A 15,177-nucleotide genomic window follows, 5' to 3' on the forward strand; every position below is an offset into this window, starting at 1 on the left:
AAAATATTTGGCAATATCTCAAATCCCCCCTACTTCACCACCAAACCAAGTATTTTAGAAAAAATACTTTTATTTTCATTTTTGTTTGTCATATGTACATCATTTTTTTTATCGCTTCCTACATTCAAGTAAACTCTCTGCCCCCCTTCAGGTTCAATCATTCCAAGCTTATCCTTTGCAATTGATTCAATTTTTTGCATATCTGAAAGTGATGCTATCTCTACTTCTAATTGCCTATTTAAATTCTCGGTATATGCAAGTTTCGTTTCCATTTTGTTCAATAATACCGATTTTTGATAAATAATCGAATATCTTAACAATATTACAAAACTCAGTGAACAAATAAACACAATCAAAAATAAATTTTTTAATTTATTACGAGGTTTTTTAGCCCTTGATGGTTCTTTATATGACCTGTAATCATAACTGTATTCTTTGTCTGTCAATATCAATTTATTCTTCCCCCTTATTATTTAGAACTCTAAAGTTTAACAGCAGCTCTTAATTTCGCGCTTCTTGCCCTTGGATTTACATCAAGTTCTTTGGAATCCGGAATTATAGGTTTCTTTGTTAAAATTTTTACTATCGGTTTTTTGCCACAGGTGCACGGTAATTTTGGTGGACAAGTACATGGATTTTCCAACCGCTTAAACGTATTTTTTACAATCCTATCTTCAAGTGAATGAAAGGTAATGATTACGATTCTGCCATCTTTATTTAAGACATCCGTCATATCTGTAATTGCCTTATTTAGTCCTTTAAGTTCTTCATTCACTTCGATTCTGATAGCTTGAAAGGTTCTCTTTGCAGGATGCGGTCCTTCCCTTCTTGCAGAAGCAGGTATTGCTTCTTTTATTATATCTACCAATTGCAACGTTGTTTTTACAATTATGTGTTCCCTTGCCTTTACAATAAATTTAGCAATTCTATTAGTCCACTTTTCTTCGCCGTATTCCCTAATAACCCTTGCAAGTTCCTCTTCAGTGTATTTATTTACCACATCATATGCAGTTAATTTACTGCTTTTATCCATCCTCATATCAAGGGGAGCATCCTTCATATATGAAAAACCCCTCAGAGCTTCATCAAATTGATATGAAGAAACACCCAAGTCCAGCAAGATTCCATCAACTTTATCAATATTAAGCATATTCAATATATTTTTTATGTTTTTAAAATTATCATGAATATATTCAATATTATTAAATTCTTTCAGTTTCTTCCTTACCGCATTTATAGCATCTATATCCCTGTCTATTGCAATCAATTTGCCACTTTTCAACCTTTTTACTATCTCAGATGAATGACCGCCTCCGCCAACTGTTCCGTCTACATATATGCCATCTGATTTAATATTAAAAAAATCAATCGCCTCATCAAGCAAAACACTTTTATGTATAAATTCCATAATATCACCCTAAATCCCTAAATCATCGAGATGTTCTGCAACATCTTCAAAAGATATATCTACATTATTAAAATACTCGTTCCATATTTCTTTGCTCCATATTTCAATTCTTGTTGACACGCCAATAATCACCACATCTTTATCAATTTTTGCATGCTGACGTAAATTCATCGGTATCAAGACTCTCCCCTGTTTGTCTGCTTCACATTCTGTCGCACCGGCAAGAAAAAATCTCGTAAATGCTCTGGCGTCTTTCTTGTTAAGCGGAAGTGATTTTAGTTTTATTTCTATGTTAGCCCATTCTGCTAATGAATATACAAAAAGACAATTATCAAGACCCCGAGTAAGAATAAATTTCTCACCCAGTTCATCTCTTAATTTGGCAGGTATTATTATTCTTCCTTTTGTATCTATTGAATGTTCAAATTGACCCATCAGCATAAAATCACCAAACCTTATTTCACTTTAAACCACTTTGAACCACTTTAAACCACTTTATATATTTATTATTCTATATAAAACTTAAAAATCCTTCTAAATTAAAAAATTTTTTTTAAAAAAAATAAAAAATCTAAATTGAAAAATATAGGATTCACCGGCGGGAATCCTCTCCAATTTATTGGAGAGATGAAAGCCGGTTTTATGATGATATATCAAAAAATACTGTTAATTATTGACCTTATTAATACACTATTATACATTATATGTATGAATAAAAATAATCTTATTCATGCAAGAACATGCGTAAAAAACAGAAATTAAAAATCGGATGTGAGAGGTCAGAAATTTAAGCAGTCCTTATGAAAAACAAATCATAATCCTAAATTCCTTAACATATGCCTCATCAAAACTATGGAATGCAGCAAACTATGAAATAAAGAATTGGAATAAAGACAAAAAATACCCTGACTGGTATGACCAAAAATCAAGGTTAAAAAACAACTTCTGGTATAAAAACCTGCCATCACAATCAGCACAAGAAACATTAAAACAGCTTCATGAAGCATGGCAGTCATATCATAAATTAAGAAAAACAGGCGGAATAAAAAATCCAAAACCGCCAAGATACAAACATACAAATTTCAATGTAAGATGGTTAAACAAAGGATTTAAAATCATTGACGGTAAAATAAGATTATCTGTACCCAAACAGCAGAAAAAATACTTAAAAGAAAAATACGATATAAACGTTGATTATCTTTACATAACAATACCCAGTGAATACAAAAATAAAGACAAATATCCCAAAGTCATCGAAATAATGCCTTTATCCAAAACAAGGATATATAAGGTTCATATTATTACCGAGTTACCGCTCATCACACAGAAAGAAGATAACGAAATATACATGAGTATAGATTTGGTTATAAATAACCTTATGACCACCTCCTAAATATTGGTTATTACCTTTTGCATACTATAAATCCGCTCAGGTTAAACCTGATGCCTTAAGTTCACCTGCGTTTTTTATAATATAATAGCAATGAAATAACGTTTTTACTGGTAGTGTGTCCACATCCTATAGATTTTTACAACTTTTTCTTCTTCCAAAACTTCGTATATTATTCTATGCTGTATGTTTATTCTTCTTGAAAATTTTCCTCGCAAATCTCCCTTTAATTTCTCATAAGGAGGAGGATTTTGATATGGATTTTCTTTTAATATTTTTAAAATTTCTTTTGCTTTTTTATCCAATCCGCATTCTTCTAGTTTCTTTGCATCTTTTAAAGCATATTTTGAAAACTTTAATTTATATTCCATCCTAAGTCTTCCTCATCCTTCCATTCCTCTAATGGAATTTTATCTGCATCCATAATACTTTCTTTTAAGTTAGGTACTGATAACAAATACAATGTTTCTTGAATTGCGTTCCAGTCTTCTTCAGAAATCAAAATTGCATTGCCTTTTCTAGAAGTTATTTGGATTGGTTCGCTGTTCTTCCTTATTTGCTCAATTATTTTATATATGTTCTGTCTTACTTTTGTTACAGACATTATCTTCATTTAAATCACCTCTGTAGATAATTATAACGTACATAAAAACGTACGTCAATAAAAATTTTTTATTTTTTTAGGATTCCCGCCGGTGAATCCTAAAAAGCTACAATCTATAAAAGTGTTTTGAAAGGAAGGATTGAAACGTTGTACAAAAAAAACGCACACAGATTAGTGTACGTTTGTGGACCTGCACTATCCAGGCACGATAGTGTTATGGAATGGATCTTCCTGCTTCATTGACTACTGCCTTTTTTGAAAAATAATAAAAGGTATGCGCATACCTTATTTCTTGCGCGCTGCGTTCGTGCGATAATCCTACCCTGATAAGGTAGGAAAAACGCCAACATATCAGAAATGGCATGATAACTGACTCATTAAATTCAGAGGTGAAATTCCTCTGCCACACAGAGCTAACGCTGATGAGGCATATCAAAGCCAAAGCGGTGTGCGTGCTGATACTCCTGCATGCTGTTGTATATCGCTATGTACGACAGTATGAAGCCAGGTAAAGTCGTAACCTGAAAACCTAAATTCTGCGCTATGCAGAGCATGGATAATAATGGTGCGGGCATCCATGACCTATGGAGACGCAAGAAAGATATGTCTGAAACTCCGTCAAGAAAAGCCATAGAAATATGGAAACAATGGAAGTTATGTACAATACTATTTACTTATTGTGCATATACAGGCTTGAAATAACCTGTAATAGCCAACGAACAACTATAGCTCAAACATTGGTGTGAACTTCTCGGAATATAGTACCCTCCTAAAGGTCTTAATTAAGGATAGATGAGTCGGAACACAGGAGAGCCTATAAGCGGAATGCAGCGACATGATGAAGCTTATAGGAAGTCAGAGGTGTCATAGTAGTAATGAAGTGTTAAAAATAACATAGAACGAAGAACACCAGACGATTAGTTACCTATAATAGTTCCCGCAAGATAAACCTTGAAAGTCCTTGAAATATAGGTAATAAATCACAGAGGAAACGATGCCCTGTGCATATAAATAGCAAGGTAGAGACCGAAGGACAGCTTAAGGAGCAACTTGATTTAATCTTTTTAAAGGAAACAAATTAAAAAGATTAATAAAACGAGAGAATTGTTATAGGCAGATAAAAGCGAAGACGCTAATATCTGAACCCATAATGGAAACTAATCGTTGGAAAGCCGTATGAAGCGAAAGTTTCACTTACGGTTTGGAGTGGGGGAAAAGGTAGAGATAACATCAAAACCTTGCCTATCACTATGAAGAAAGGAGAAAAAACAATGTTCAATGTATATTATGGATTAACATTTAATCCATTTTCTAAAGACTGTGATGTAAAATATCATTACAAATCACAGGATTATATACAAGCAATGAGCAGATTAGAATTTTTAAAAGATAAAAAAGGATTTGGGTTAATAACAGGAGATCCTGGATCTGGTAAGTCATATACACTAAAATACTTTATAAATTCTTTAAATCCTAATATGTGTTAGTGGTAAAATAAAATTACCCGATACTTTGAAGATTTTTCGAATGGGTTACGCCCGGAAACACCGAGCGGTCTGCCAGTTTGGATGGCAGACAATTTTGTACTTTCTATTATTACGCCACCTATTACATTTTTCATTTGTTTCAGATTCATAACAGGCATAGCCCGCCCTCCTTCCAGTGCTTTTTCCATCGGCATCGCAGTAATAGGCTGGCCCCACAAAGAACAGGGCCAGCCTATGATCTCTGATGGCGATGTTCTGCCGTATTTGCCACGCTCCCTGGCAAGAGGATATTTCAGGCTGCGACTAGCTTTGCCGCATCATAGCTCTACTTGTACCGTCCTTTGCTAGAGTAACGCATACCGCAGAGGCTCCCCCTCAAGTCTATGGGAGGTCGTGAAAAAGTATCATTGTTGCCCGCGCGTGTTGTCGCGCTCGGTCTGCCACAGCCGGGTCAAAGAGTGCGTCGATCGCTCGTGCTTATGTCATCATCGCACCGTCTCTTCTGTCGCTTTGCCATAGTATTTTTCAATGTACATTATTGTCATGTACTCTGTCAACCCTTCATCAAGCCAGGCCTCCTTCACTTCATTATTTCCAGCAACACCGTACCACCATTGATGTGCCGTTTCATGTGCAATCACATATTCCAAATTAAATATATTATTCTTAGAATACAAATCCTTTGAAATCATAACTAAATTCGGATATTCCATACCACCCATATAGAAGTCTGACTCTACAACACTATACTGCTTATATGGATATTTACCGATGTAGCTGTTATAGAACTTCACTGCATCTTTTGCATATTTTAATGCCCTTGTACCTACGTCTTCGTCAAAATAATATGACATTACTTTTATTCCATCAACGTCTTCTTCAGCCACTTTGAATTTTGGACTCAGCACAAAAGCAAAATCCCTAACATTTGATGCATTTATTGACATTACATCATTATTGCCTTTATGCCTATCTGATTTTATTAATCCTGTTGATGCAACTACAATGTTTTCTGGCACTGTCAGTGTTACGTTGTAATTTGATACATCACTATAAAATGGGTCCCCAAGTGCATAATATGGATCATTGTTCCACCCATTTTTATCATAGACTGATACAATCGGCTAAAAATTCGCTATCTGAACAGTATTTTTGCCGTAGCCGAATCTTCCTGCCGATGGTGGCAGTTTTACTTTGAAATTTATAGTGAATTTTATTCTGTCATTTTTATTAAGCCTCTTTGGAAGAAGTATTTTCATAACCTGCCCGGTATTTTCATCAATGCTGTATGTAGCTGGTACTTTGCCATTAAATGACACATTGCTTATTTCTATATATCCTGGCTTAAATCCATCAGGATATGCTAAGCCTATCTCTTCCTTTGTAAATGGCGCTTTATCCTTTTCTTTAAAAGCGTTGGGGTATAAATGGAGGTATATTTCGCTTAATTGAACATCATCAGTATTTAAAAAATCTATCGTTTCTGAACCCGATATTATCTTATTTGCATCATCATATTTTAAATCCATTGTGTATGATGTAAGGTTGCTCTTTCCAAACGGTGCAAAGTGGATCAAAAGAGCAATGATAAAAACCAAGACTACCGCCCATATAAATTTTTTACTTCTCATACCACCAGCTCCTCCATATTTTTGTTCACTATATATTAGTACAAATAATCAAATATTAGAACAAAATTTAAATAAATATGGAAAAGCAAAAAGCACTATGATGTACATAGTGCCTTTTGGATAATTATTAAATTATTTTACGAACATGAGCATGTTTGTATTTGAATCATATTTATAGCTGAAACCAAATAATGTTTTTAAATCATCTGCTGATATCCATGTTAAACCTTTATCTAATACTATTTGATCTGATATTGTCAAATCTTTGCCATTTAATTTTGCAGCAGTGCTATTTATAGCAATGTCTACTTTTATTTTCCCATATGTTAGATTTATTGTACCATTGTCGTTCCAGTCTACATTGCTGCCAAGGTATTGCATAAATGCTCTTGCAGGTACATACCATTTGCCATTTATCTGTTTTGGATTTGCTGGTATAAACGGCTGTTGAAGCATATTGCCATATATAGTCAGCATAGTTGCATTGAATTTTGTTGGTACAACTGTTTTTGGTGAATCTGTCTCTGTTCCATCAGAATTCTTTGTTATTGAATATGTGTCAATAAGTGTTCCATCCTGTTTTACAGCCTTTATTGTAAGTGTATTCCCATTGACATCTGCAACAATGTAGTTTGGCTGATCTTGCGGGTCATAGAAGAAAGCATCCCATACTTTCTGTGAAAGGTCTGGATAGTATTTATTACCGCTTCTCCCTGTAACTACATACACTGTTCCTTTTGCAGGACTATTTACATATTGATCATTATTAATTGGATATGTCCTTGAGTAACCGTGGTCATGTCCATTGAAAACTATGTCAACATGATATTTGTCAAATATAGGTTGGAATGCTGCTTTTATCTGTTCATTTGATCTTGTCGCTTTATTGTAATATGGTGTCTTGTGGAAGAAAACTATTTTCCATGTCTTATTTGTGCTACTTAAATCTTTATCAAGCCATACTTTCTGTGCTTCTAATATATCACCTGCAACAGGCTCTTCCTCATCTTCTTGGCTGTCAAGCATTACTATATGTGCATTGCCATAGTCAAATGAATATGTCTGACCTTTTAAACTATCAGGTCCATTTTGTGGTACTACAAATTGATTCACAAAATCTTTTGGTTTAGCTGAATCATAATTTTTCGATTGATATGTCTCGTGATTACCTTGCACTGGCATTTCTGGTACTGTGTCAATTACACCTTTTGCTGCATCAAACCAATTGTTCCAATGTGCGTACATCTGTCCAATTTCAACTAGGAGTCCACTCGAAATCATCAATCACAAATTAACAAATATGTTATTGAAAACCATATAATTTACAATAAAAAATACTCCTGAACACATATGAAATAAGCACTTAAGAGCTATTTTTATGATATAATATAAATAATATAATAAGAAAAATGTGGTGATAAAAATGTTAGGAAAAGCAGACAGACAAATGTCATTTTCAGATTATTGGTTACTTGGAAAAATTTCTGAAGATAGTTATTATCATAGATTAAGAACATGGGTATTTAATAATCTTAATGAAGAAATGTTTCAGCCACTTTTCTCATACTATGGCAGAGAATCCATATCTCCGGTATATACATTTACAGCGATGCTGATACAATTTGAAAAAGGATATTCTGATCGTGAAATGGAAGAAGAATCACGATTCGATGACAGAATTAAATATGCATTAACCGCACCACGGGATTTTGATGGAATAGATGCAGTAACATTATGTGATCATAGAAAAAGACTGTTTAACAGCGAAATAGGAAAAGAAATATTCATTAAAACAATTAGTCAGGCAAAAGAAGTAGGACTGTTTGATAAAGACAACTTACACATAATAGATTCATTCATGATTTGGGGTTCCTGTGCCAGACAAGATACTTACACTATGATATACCAAGGGATAAAGATGGTTCTCCGTTTCATGAAGTTTTACGAAATGGAAGATGAATCGAAAAAAATACTGAAAAGAACAGATTATAAAGAAAATATCAAAAAACCCAAAATAGCATGGGAAAACGAAAAAGAAAAAGCAAAATTACTCGAAGAACTTGTTAAAGATGCACTATCACTCGTAGAAAATATAAAAACAAAAAAAGATATAAAAGATGATTTAAAAAAAGCAATTGAATTATTAGAAAGAGTAGCATTACAAGATGTTGAAATAACAAACGACGGGCATGTAAAAATGATAAAAGGAACAGCAAAAGACAGAATAATATCAGTAGTAGATGATGAAATGCGCCATGGAAGAAAGACCTCATCGAAATTATCAGATGGATACAAAGCTGAAATTATAACAGGAGGAGAAAAAGGCTCAGTAGTAGTAGGAATAGAAGTTGATGGAGCAAATATAGCAGATGGAGAACATATGAGTGATCTTATAGAACAAAGCCGAAGAAACGGCGTTGATATAGATAAACTGTATGGAGATTGTGCATATAGTGACTTTGAAGAAATAGAAAAAAGGAAAGAAGAAGGAACAGATTTTTGCATTAGAGTGCCGGAAGCAACAAATCCAAGTGGAGGATTTTCAAAAGAAGAATTCAAAATTGATTTAGAAAAAGGAACAGTAGAATGTCCCAATGGACATATAAAACAATTTGATACTGAAAAAACACAAAAACATGAGCAAGTTACAGTGAAATTTAGAGCAGAAGAGTGTAATGATTGTCCGCTAAAAGACCAATGTACAAAATCAAAAAAAGGGAGAACAATAAATATACATCCGTATGAAAAAGAAATACAAGAACAAAGGGAATATCAAAAAACAGATGAATTTAAAGAAGACTATGCAAAAAGACCGAATGTAGAAAGAAACATATCAGAACTTACCAGGCATGGCGGACGTAAAGGAAGGTATAGAGGAAAATTAAAAATAAGATGGCAAATGATAATGGTAGCAATAAACAATAATATCAAAATAATAACGAAACATATTTCTAAAATTTGTAATAGACAAATTAAGAAGGGGGAAGTCTGCCCAAAAACGGCTTAAAGAATGGTTAAGGATATTAAAAATAGCAATAACAGGTCAATAAAGCCATAATATACATATTAAAATCAATAACAAAATCATATATATTTCTTTGAATAGAGATTATTCTGATAATTTATGCGATGATAAAAATTCTTAACCGGCAGATAAGTTATTTTCGAGTGGACTCCTAGGTCCCCAACATTAATAAAGAATTTTGCATCTGGATTTGCTTTAAATGAATTTTGGATTGTTGTTTTCCATGGACCGTATTGCGGATCTGTTGCAACTCCGCTCTGGCTATCACCAAATATTAAAAACTTAAATGAATTTGTATCTTTTGCTTCCGTTGTGAAGGTATGTATATCACTCCAGTTTGTACCATCTCCGACTTTGTAATAATATTTTGTTCCAGGTTCTAATCCTGTTAAAGTTACTGAGTGAATATTCATATCGCCGAGGTCTGATGTGAATTTTCGTGCTTTTTCATCAACTGTCTTTGCATCTTTTAATGCTGAATCTTTTCCATACTGAACCTTTCCTGAATTAACTGTTGTATCAGTTCTCCATGTAATTGTTTGTGTTGTCATAGGGTCCTGTGTCCATGTAAGTGTAATATGGTCCGGCATAACTTTCGCACCTGTAGTATTTGTATCAGCAAATATAGCCGTAGGTGCTGCAAAAATAGATACTGCCATAACTAATGCAACTAATAACGATAAAAACTTCTTCATAATCAAAACACCTCTTTTGAATTTTTATGTACAAGTACATAATAATACTTTCTTGTTAAATCAATGTTACGAAGATGTAAAAATTGTTAAAAGTATGTTATGTAATTGTTAAATATAAAAAACATGGACGCAACACATATTTGTTTTTCAATCATATAATGTCAATGTACGTAATAAGTATCACAAAGGGGGAAGCCTAAAATGCATTTCTTATATACAATTTTTATAGCACTCGCAAACAATCTTGATAATATTAGTGTTAGGATAGCATATAGTATACGAGGTATAAAAATTCCTATAATGAAAAATTTATGGATATCTCTCATTACTTTTATTATTTCTACTATTGCAGCCTTATCAGGTAGTATAATATCAAATTTCCTAAGTAGACATATCACATCCTTATTAAGTATGTTATTACTTACCGCTATAGGATTATGGATAATGCTTGAACCGTATTTCAAAAAGAACTATAATTCAAATGAAGAACTAAATAATAGTGAAGAAGATAAAAGCATATATGCGATAATTAGAAAACCCGAAAAAGCAGATGTTGACAATTCTAAGGATATTGATTATAAGGAAGCGACATTTCTCGGTATAGCACTTTCAATAAACAATATTGGTGGAGGGTTTAGTGCTGGCATGATAGGCCTTAATTCGTTTTTTATCGGACTTTTTTCAGCCTTAATAAGCTTTTTAGCACTTTGGATAGGAAACTATATTACAGATTTCTTCAATAGATGGAACCTAAACAAAAAAGCAACCATAATTGCGGGTATTTTACTTATATTAATAGGTCTAAAACAAATTATGTAAAGGAACTTATCACTGTCTACTGTAAAAGTACCATTGCCATTCGCATGAAATGTGCGTTTTCCTTTTTTGTCGGGATCCAACCACACACGAATTGCTTTCAGAATAACAATTCCATGTTTCTCAACATAATCCTCAACCTTACATTCTAGGCATGTAATACATTCTTCTATAAGCGGTGCCATGACACTTTTTGCAGGCAGTGGTGTCAGTCCGAACTCCTTAAACTTATCAACTTTCATACCTGATACCGTCCCAATTCTTACCACCTTCTCAATCATATCCGCATCAGGTATGGCTATTACACATTCCCTTGTCTCCATCATTGTTGTAAATGAATGGTTCCATGCTCCGGTCGATATTGCAATGTGCGGGACAAAATCCATAACCATATGCCATGATATAGTCATTATATTGTTTTTGTCACCTTCCCTTGTTGTAACCAATATGACTTTCTGCCAATAAGTCAGTTATAAGGTTGTGTTTACTCAAAAATACTGCAATAAGTACTATAAGTAAGCCCACAGAAACTAACAACAAGTTAAATTTACTATTTTTTGATTGATATTTCATAAACATTTATGCTCTCCTTATTTTCTATGATATTTTCCAAATGCCATTTCTTGATTATTATTATACAACATTGCTTCTACGACAAGCGTAATAAGGACAATTTTTTTACATACACGGACTTTAAAAGTGCTATATAGTTGTAAATGCTTTTTTACTTGGTCTCGATAGACTGTCACTGCATAACTAAATTACAGTTTTTTCTCTGCCGCAATGCAATTTTTCGATATGCTTAGTTTGAGTTATTGTTAACATTCCTTTCTACCCCCTTAGTTGTTACAACTAAAGTGCAGTATATGAGATGTTGACAATAACTTTTTCTAGTTATTTTTCTGTATTTTATTTTTGCGACTCTTTGTATTTATATTTTACACTAAACAGTTCTAAAAGTTCTATAAAATTTATATAAAAATTTTTCACTTGACAAATGCATGTTTAATCTTTATACTTTTTTATGATAAGTCAGCTTATTTAATCTTAATTTTTTAGGATGTAGTATCTTGCTGTTTAACAACTTATATACGGGAAAACAAAGATATAGGACACGTAAACAATCAAAAACTCCACAAATGTTCGTTTGAAAAAATAGAAAACCTGATAACGTATAAAGCAGAAGATAAAGGAATAATTGTAGAAAAGCAAGAAGAAAGATACACAAGCCAATGCAGTCCTTATGAAAAAGAAATAAACAAAGAAACTGCAAATAAAGCAAACCGTAAACAAAGAGGGCTGTATGTTGTAGAAAACAAACTGTTTAATGCTGATTGCGTGGGAGCATACAACATAATGAAGAAGTATCTGCAAAGGACGGGAAAACCTGTCACGGCAGTAGTGGGGTTTGACACCCCTGTTGCGTACCGGTGGAACTTTCATCAAGGTTTCATTGGGAGCACGAAGCACGCCAATTTATTGGCGATGTAGTTCACATAAAAAAATAACTATAAAATTTTGTAAAAAAACCCCTGAAACACTTTCAGGGGTTATATAAAAGAGTTAAGGTTTAACAACAGATAAAACAGAATTTCCCTTGTTTAAATGATGCTTAAATCTGTTTATTATATCAATGTATTGTATTTCCTTAAGCACATCAAGATAATCAAGAATATTTATATCCTTCATATAATAGGAGATAAAACTTTGCCCTATACCATCAACGGAATTGAAAGCCCTTAAAAACCTTCCCATAAACTTTTTCTTTATTCTTTCAAAATCCTCTTCCTTAAAATTGTCAGTATTTGCAAGTTTATTCAGGATTAAATCTTTTACAGCCCGCGGATTCTTTGACTGACCGCCTATAATTGAATATCCGTGATCAATTTCACCAATATACTCTGTTTCAAACGTATTATCAATAAGTCCCTCATTATAAAGTTCTTCATATGTATCAGAACTTCTTCCTGCTAAAAGTTCAAGGGAAATTTGAGTTGATAAATCCTTTTTTAAAAGCTTTTTACCGCCGTATCCAACATCCGTATCTTTAAAACCAATATTAAAAATTGGCATAGATACAGACATTTTCTGCTCCACATAATCTTTATTAACCGTATTAGGCTCCTCGGGATAAATTCTTTTTATTTCACCCTGTTTGGACTTCTCTTTTATATTATCCATAATTATTTTTAAAGATTTATTTATGTCAATATCTCCAACGGCAAAAAGCACTATATTTGAAGGATGATAAAATGTTTTGTAACATTTATACAGCATTTCTTTATTGATTTTTGAAATTGAATCGATTGTTCCAGCTATATCAATTTTTACCGGATGAATGTGGTACAAGGCATCCAACATGTTAAAATATACCCGCCAATTAGGGTCATCTTCATACATCCTAATCTCCTGCCCAATTATTCCTTTCTCTTTTTCTATATTTTCATCCGTGAAATATGGATTTTGTACAAAATTTACAAGCAGCTTTAAATTTTCATAAAATTTATCTGTACTTGCAAATAAGTATGCTGTTGTTGTAAAATTCGTAAATGCATTTGCAGAAGCACCATTTTTAGAAAATTTCTCAAATATACTCCCTTCTTCTTCTTCAAACATTTTATGTTCAAGAAAATGTGCAATTCCGTCAGGAACTTGTGTAATATCATTTTCACCCGGAATAATAAATTTACAATCATTAGAACCATAATGTGTGGCAAATATGGCAAACTGTTTTGTATAGCCTTTTTTATGCATCAAATATATTTTTAATCCGCTTTCATGTTCTGCAAAATACATTTTTTCATCTATGGTCTTATTGCATATTTCCTGCATTTGCTACACCTCCTTTTTTCCCTGTCATAAAGTATACCGTATCAAGCTTGATGTTTTCTGAAACCCTCACAACATCATCTATCGTAACTTTTTCTATTTTATTAATAAAATTTTCTATATCATCATTTGAATGTGCAATATTCTGTGACATATAAAAGTCAGACAGTTGTGTCGCACTATCTTTTATAGCGTTCATTGATGTTCTTGCAGCTTTTAAAGTCGAATCAAATTCATAATTGCTTATATTTCCTCGTTTCATTTCCTCTACCTGTTGCAGTATTAAATCAAGGGTCTTCTGATAGTTGTCTATTTCTATCCCTGACATAATAAGCATAAGCCCTTTAAAACGTTCTAACCTTGTTGAAGCATAATATGCAAGACTGGATTTCTCTCTTACATTCATAAAAAGCTTTGAAAAAGGTCCCCCGCCTAAGATTCCGCTGTAAAGCAACAGTGGATAATAAGCCTTTTCATTTGGACTTATGTTTGTCCTAAAACCAAGGGTTAATTTGCCTTGCGTAACATCAAGTTTATCAGTAACATATTTGACTTTTTCAACCGATTTTTTAATAGCGGTTTCCGGAATAGATAAAATTTTTTCCCTTTCAACATTAAAATGCTTATAAAAAAGTTGTATAACATAATCTGGCTCCACATGTCCAACAACATAAATATCTATAGGCAAAGTATTCATGCATTTGCAATAATACCTATATAAATTCTTTTCATCAATTTCATTAAGGTTCTCTACACTGCCAAGTTCATATATTGAATAATTTTCACCTTTACACATTTCTTCGATACATCTGTCAACAGCATATTTTGTCTTTTCATTAATTCTGGATTCGATTCTATTTTTTTGAATTTCTTTTTCTTGATTCACATATGCTTTTTCAAATCCATTATCTACGATTAATGGATTAAATAAAAATTCTTTTAAAAAATTTGCACCTACATTCAAAATATCTTCATTTATATATTTTTCTTCTGCCAATTCAAGCTTGTACTGCTGAATATGTCTTTCACCCCTTTTATACACAGCCGATGAAAGTGTTGCACCATATAAACCTTCAAGAAATTTTGATATATCTTTATATGTTTTTATTTTTTTTGTACCTCTTCTCAAAATTGAAGGGATAAGTGCAAACCTTGTAGCATCTTTTCCAAGGTTATTATGTATATATGTATTTATGGATATAGTCTTGAATTTGTCTATATTTTTTACATAAAGATTGATTCCATCAGTAATTTGTTCATGTATTAAATCCATTTTATCACTCCTTCTAAAA

At 32.8% G+C, this 15,177-nt stretch carries 19 protein-coding genes; 6 read left to right on the forward strand and 13 right to left on the reverse strand.

Annotated features, from left to right (window positions below):
* Positions 1 to 29: 29 nt before the first annotated feature.
* From ftsL to mraZ, 3 genes are read right to left on the reverse strand one after another with little or no spacing between them, the layout of a single operon-like run.
* Positions 30 to 452 carry a cell division protein FtsL gene (gene ftsL, locus AC0LWJ_RS05720; RefSeq protein ID WP_284680636.1) on the reverse strand — a complete coding sequence of 141 codons (423 nt, stop codon included), beginning with the start codon at positions 450 to 452 and terminating at the stop codon, positions 30 to 32.
* Between the two features lie 29 nt (positions 453 to 481).
* A complete protein-coding gene (gene rsmH, locus AC0LWJ_RS05725) occupies positions 482 to 1,408 on the reverse strand; it encodes a 16S rRNA (cytosine(1402)-N(4))-methyltransferase RsmH (protein ID WP_474239497.1) in 927 nt (308 codons plus the stop codon).
* Positions 1,409 to 1,417: 9 nt separating this feature from the next.
* Positions 1,418 to 1,849: a division/cell wall cluster transcriptional repressor MraZ gene (mraZ, locus tag AC0LWJ_RS05730; RefSeq protein ID WP_474239499.1), complete on the reverse strand. Its 432-nt coding sequence runs from the start codon at positions 1,847 to 1,849 to the stop codon at positions 1,418 to 1,420.
* A gap of 135 nt (positions 1,850 to 1,984) precedes the next feature.
* On the opposite strand from mraZ, the gene AC0LWJ_RS05735 reads away from it, so the two are divergent.
* Positions 1,985 to 2,170 carry a hypothetical protein gene (locus tag AC0LWJ_RS05735; RefSeq protein ID WP_503031404.1) on the forward strand — a complete coding sequence of 62 codons (186 nt, stop codon included), beginning with the start codon at positions 1,985 to 1,987 and terminating at the stop codon, positions 2,168 to 2,170.
* 735 nt (positions 2,171 to 2,905) lie between these two features.
* Here AC0LWJ_RS05735 and AC0LWJ_RS05740 read toward each other — a convergent pair.
* Together AC0LWJ_RS05740 and AC0LWJ_RS05745 are read right to left on the reverse strand one after the other, a co-directional pair.
* Positions 2,906 to 3,169 carry a Txe/YoeB family addiction module toxin gene (locus AC0LWJ_RS05740; protein ID WP_474239500.1) on the reverse strand — a complete coding sequence of 88 codons (264 nt, stop codon included), beginning with the start codon at positions 3,167 to 3,169 and terminating at the stop codon, positions 2,906 to 2,908.
* Positions 3,154 to 3,411, reverse strand: coding sequence for a type II toxin-antitoxin system Phd/YefM family antitoxin (locus tag AC0LWJ_RS05745; protein WP_474239502.1), 258 nt, complete (start codon positions 3,409 to 3,411; stop codon positions 3,154 to 3,156). The genes AC0LWJ_RS05740 and AC0LWJ_RS05745 overlap by 16 nt, the downstream gene beginning before the upstream one ends.
* Positions 3,412 to 3,954: 543 nt before the next feature.
* Here AC0LWJ_RS05745 and AC0LWJ_RS05750 point away from each other — a divergent pair.
* Together AC0LWJ_RS05750 and AC0LWJ_RS05755 are read left to right on the forward strand one after the other, a co-directional pair.
* Complete coding sequence (locus tag AC0LWJ_RS05750) at positions 3,955 to 4,104, forward strand: hypothetical protein (RefSeq protein WP_474239504.1); 150 nt, start codon at positions 3,955 to 3,957, stop codon at positions 4,102 to 4,104.
* A 548-nt stretch (positions 4,105 to 4,652) separates the two neighbouring features.
* Positions 4,653 to 4,889 (forward strand): hypothetical protein, encoded by a 237-nt coding sequence (locus AC0LWJ_RS05755; RefSeq protein ID WP_474239505.1) that lies wholly within the window; start codon positions 4,653 to 4,655, stop codon positions 4,887 to 4,889.
* On the opposite strand, the gene AC0LWJ_RS05760 is transcribed toward AC0LWJ_RS05755, so the two are convergent.
* The 4 genes from AC0LWJ_RS05760 to AC0LWJ_RS05775 all read right to left on the reverse strand — a co-directional run bounded on the left by AC0LWJ_RS05760 (position 4,886) and on the right by AC0LWJ_RS05775 (position 7,801).
* Entirely contained in the window at positions 4,886 to 5,047 is a 162-nt protein-coding gene (locus AC0LWJ_RS05760) for a hypothetical protein (protein WP_474239506.1), read from the reverse strand. The two genes, AC0LWJ_RS05755 and AC0LWJ_RS05760, sit on opposite strands and share 4 nt — an antisense overlap.
* A gap of 327 nt (positions 5,048 to 5,374) precedes the next feature.
* The gene (locus AC0LWJ_RS05765; RefSeq protein ID WP_474239508.1) at positions 5,375 to 5,908 is read right to left on the reverse strand and encodes a M1 family aminopeptidase; all 534 of its coding nucleotides are present in this window, start codon (positions 5,906 to 5,908) and stop codon (positions 5,375 to 5,377) included.
* 105 nt (positions 5,909 to 6,013) lie between these two features.
* Positions 6,014 to 6,520, reverse strand: coding sequence for a gluzincin family metallopeptidase (locus AC0LWJ_RS05770; RefSeq protein ID WP_474239510.1), 507 nt, complete (start codon positions 6,518 to 6,520; stop codon positions 6,014 to 6,016).
* 132 nt (positions 6,521 to 6,652) lie between these two features.
* Positions 6,653 to 7,801 carry a stalk domain-containing protein gene (locus AC0LWJ_RS05775; RefSeq protein ID WP_474239518.1) on the reverse strand — a complete coding sequence of 383 codons (1,149 nt, stop codon included), beginning with the start codon at positions 7,799 to 7,801 and terminating at the stop codon, positions 6,653 to 6,655.
* A gap of 142 nt (positions 7,802 to 7,943) precedes the next feature.
* On the opposite strand from AC0LWJ_RS05775, the gene AC0LWJ_RS05780 reads away from it, so the two are divergent.
* On the forward strand, positions 7,944 to 9,527 hold the full coding sequence (locus tag AC0LWJ_RS05780) for an IS1182 family transposase (RefSeq protein ID WP_503031405.1): 1,584 nt from the start codon (positions 7,944 to 7,946) through the stop codon (positions 9,525 to 9,527).
* A 77-nt stretch (positions 9,528 to 9,604) separates the two neighbouring features.
* On the opposite strand, the gene AC0LWJ_RS05785 is transcribed toward AC0LWJ_RS05780, so the two are convergent.
* Entirely contained in the window at positions 9,605 to 10,240 is a 636-nt protein-coding gene (locus AC0LWJ_RS05785; protein ID WP_503031406.1) for a fibronectin type III domain-containing protein, read from the reverse strand.
* 201 nt (positions 10,241 to 10,441) lie between these two features.
* On the opposite strand from AC0LWJ_RS05785, the gene ytaF reads away from it, so the two are divergent.
* Positions 10,442 to 11,059: a sporulation membrane protein YtaF gene (gene ytaF / locus AC0LWJ_RS05790; protein WP_096231122.1), complete on the forward strand. Its 618-nt coding sequence runs from the start codon at positions 10,442 to 10,444 to the stop codon at positions 11,057 to 11,059.
* Here ytaF and AC0LWJ_RS05795 read toward each other — a convergent pair.
* Positions 10,960 to 11,502: a flavin reductase family protein gene (locus tag AC0LWJ_RS05795; protein ID WP_474238552.1), complete on the reverse strand. Its 543-nt coding sequence runs from the start codon at positions 11,500 to 11,502 to the stop codon at positions 10,960 to 10,962. The two genes, ytaF and AC0LWJ_RS05795, sit on opposite strands and share 100 nt — an antisense overlap.
* Positions 11,503 to 12,163: 661 nt before the next feature.
* Here AC0LWJ_RS05795 and AC0LWJ_RS05800 point away from each other — a divergent pair.
* A complete protein-coding gene (locus AC0LWJ_RS05800) occupies positions 12,164 to 12,547 on the forward strand; it encodes a zinc ribbon domain-containing protein (protein ID WP_503031494.1) in 384 nt (127 codons plus the stop codon).
* Positions 12,548 to 12,619: 72 nt separating this feature from the next.
* Here AC0LWJ_RS05800 and yfmH read toward each other — a convergent pair whose 3' ends face one another.
* Together yfmH and yfmF are read right to left on the reverse strand one after the other, a co-directional pair.
* On the reverse strand, positions 12,620 to 13,888 hold the full coding sequence (gene yfmH / locus AC0LWJ_RS05805; RefSeq protein ID WP_474238555.1) for an EF-P 5-aminopentanol modification-associated protein YfmH: 1,269 nt from the start codon (positions 13,886 to 13,888) through the stop codon (positions 12,620 to 12,622).
* Positions 13,869 to 15,158, reverse strand: coding sequence for an EF-P 5-aminopentanol modification-associated protein YfmF (gene yfmF / locus AC0LWJ_RS05810; RefSeq protein ID WP_474238557.1), 1,290 nt, complete (start codon positions 15,156 to 15,158; stop codon positions 13,869 to 13,871). Before yfmF ends, yfmH begins: the two co-directional genes overlap by 20 nt.
* Positions 15,159 to 15,177 lie beyond the last annotated feature (19 nt).

This window comes from Aceticella sp. 75b-Ac, assembly GCF_056032965.2.

Excerpts from the sequence above, each read along its gene's own strand:
- AC0LWJ_RS05740 (WP_474239500.1), bottom strand. The coding sequence starts at position 3,169 with ATGGAATATAAATTAAAGTTTTCAAAATATGCTTTAAAAGATGCAAAG.
- AC0LWJ_RS05745 (WP_474239502.1), bottom strand. The coding sequence starts at position 3,411 with ATGAAGATAATGTCTGTAACAAAAGTAAGACAGAACATATATAAAATA.
- mraZ (WP_474239499.1), bottom strand. The coding sequence starts at position 1,849 with ATGCTGATGGGTCAATTTGAACATTCAATAGATACAAAAGGAAGAATA.
- AC0LWJ_RS05785 (WP_503031406.1), bottom strand. The coding sequence starts at position 10,240 with ATGAAGAAGTTTTTATCGTTATTAGTTGCATTAGTTATGGCAGTATCT.
- yfmF (WP_474238557.1), bottom strand. The coding sequence starts at position 15,158 with ATGGATTTAATACATGAACAAATTACTGATGGAATCAATCTTTATGTA.
- AC0LWJ_RS05775 (WP_474239518.1), bottom strand. The coding sequence starts at position 7,801 with ATGATTTCGAGTGGACTCCTAGTTGAAATTGGACAGATGTACGCACAT.
- AC0LWJ_RS05780 (WP_503031405.1), top strand. The coding sequence starts at position 7,944 with ATGTTAGGAAAAGCAGACAGACAAATGTCATTTTCAGATTATTGGTTA.
- yfmH (WP_474238555.1), bottom strand. The coding sequence starts at position 13,888 with ATGCAGGAAATATGCAATAAGACCATAGATGAAAAAATGTATTTTGCA.
- ytaF (WP_096231122.1), top strand. The coding sequence starts at position 10,442 with ATGCATTTCTTATATACAATTTTTATAGCACTCGCAAACAATCTTGAT.
- rsmH (WP_474239497.1), bottom strand. The coding sequence starts at position 1,408 with ATGGAATTTATACATAAAAGTGTTTTGCTTGATGAGGCGATTGATTTT.
- AC0LWJ_RS05760 (WP_474239506.1), bottom strand. The coding sequence starts at position 5,047 with ATGCCTGTTATGAATCTGAAACAAATGAAAAATGTAATAGGTGGCGTA.
- AC0LWJ_RS05755 (WP_474239505.1), top strand. The coding sequence starts at position 4,653 with ATGAAGAAAGGAGAAAAAACAATGTTCAATGTATATTATGGATTAACA.
- AC0LWJ_RS05770 (WP_474239510.1), bottom strand. The coding sequence starts at position 6,520 with ATGAGAAGTAAAAAATTTATATGGGCGGTAGTCTTGGTTTTTATCATT.
- AC0LWJ_RS05750 (WP_474239504.1), top strand. The coding sequence starts at position 3,955 with ATGGATAATAATGGTGCGGGCATCCATGACCTATGGAGACGCAAGAAA.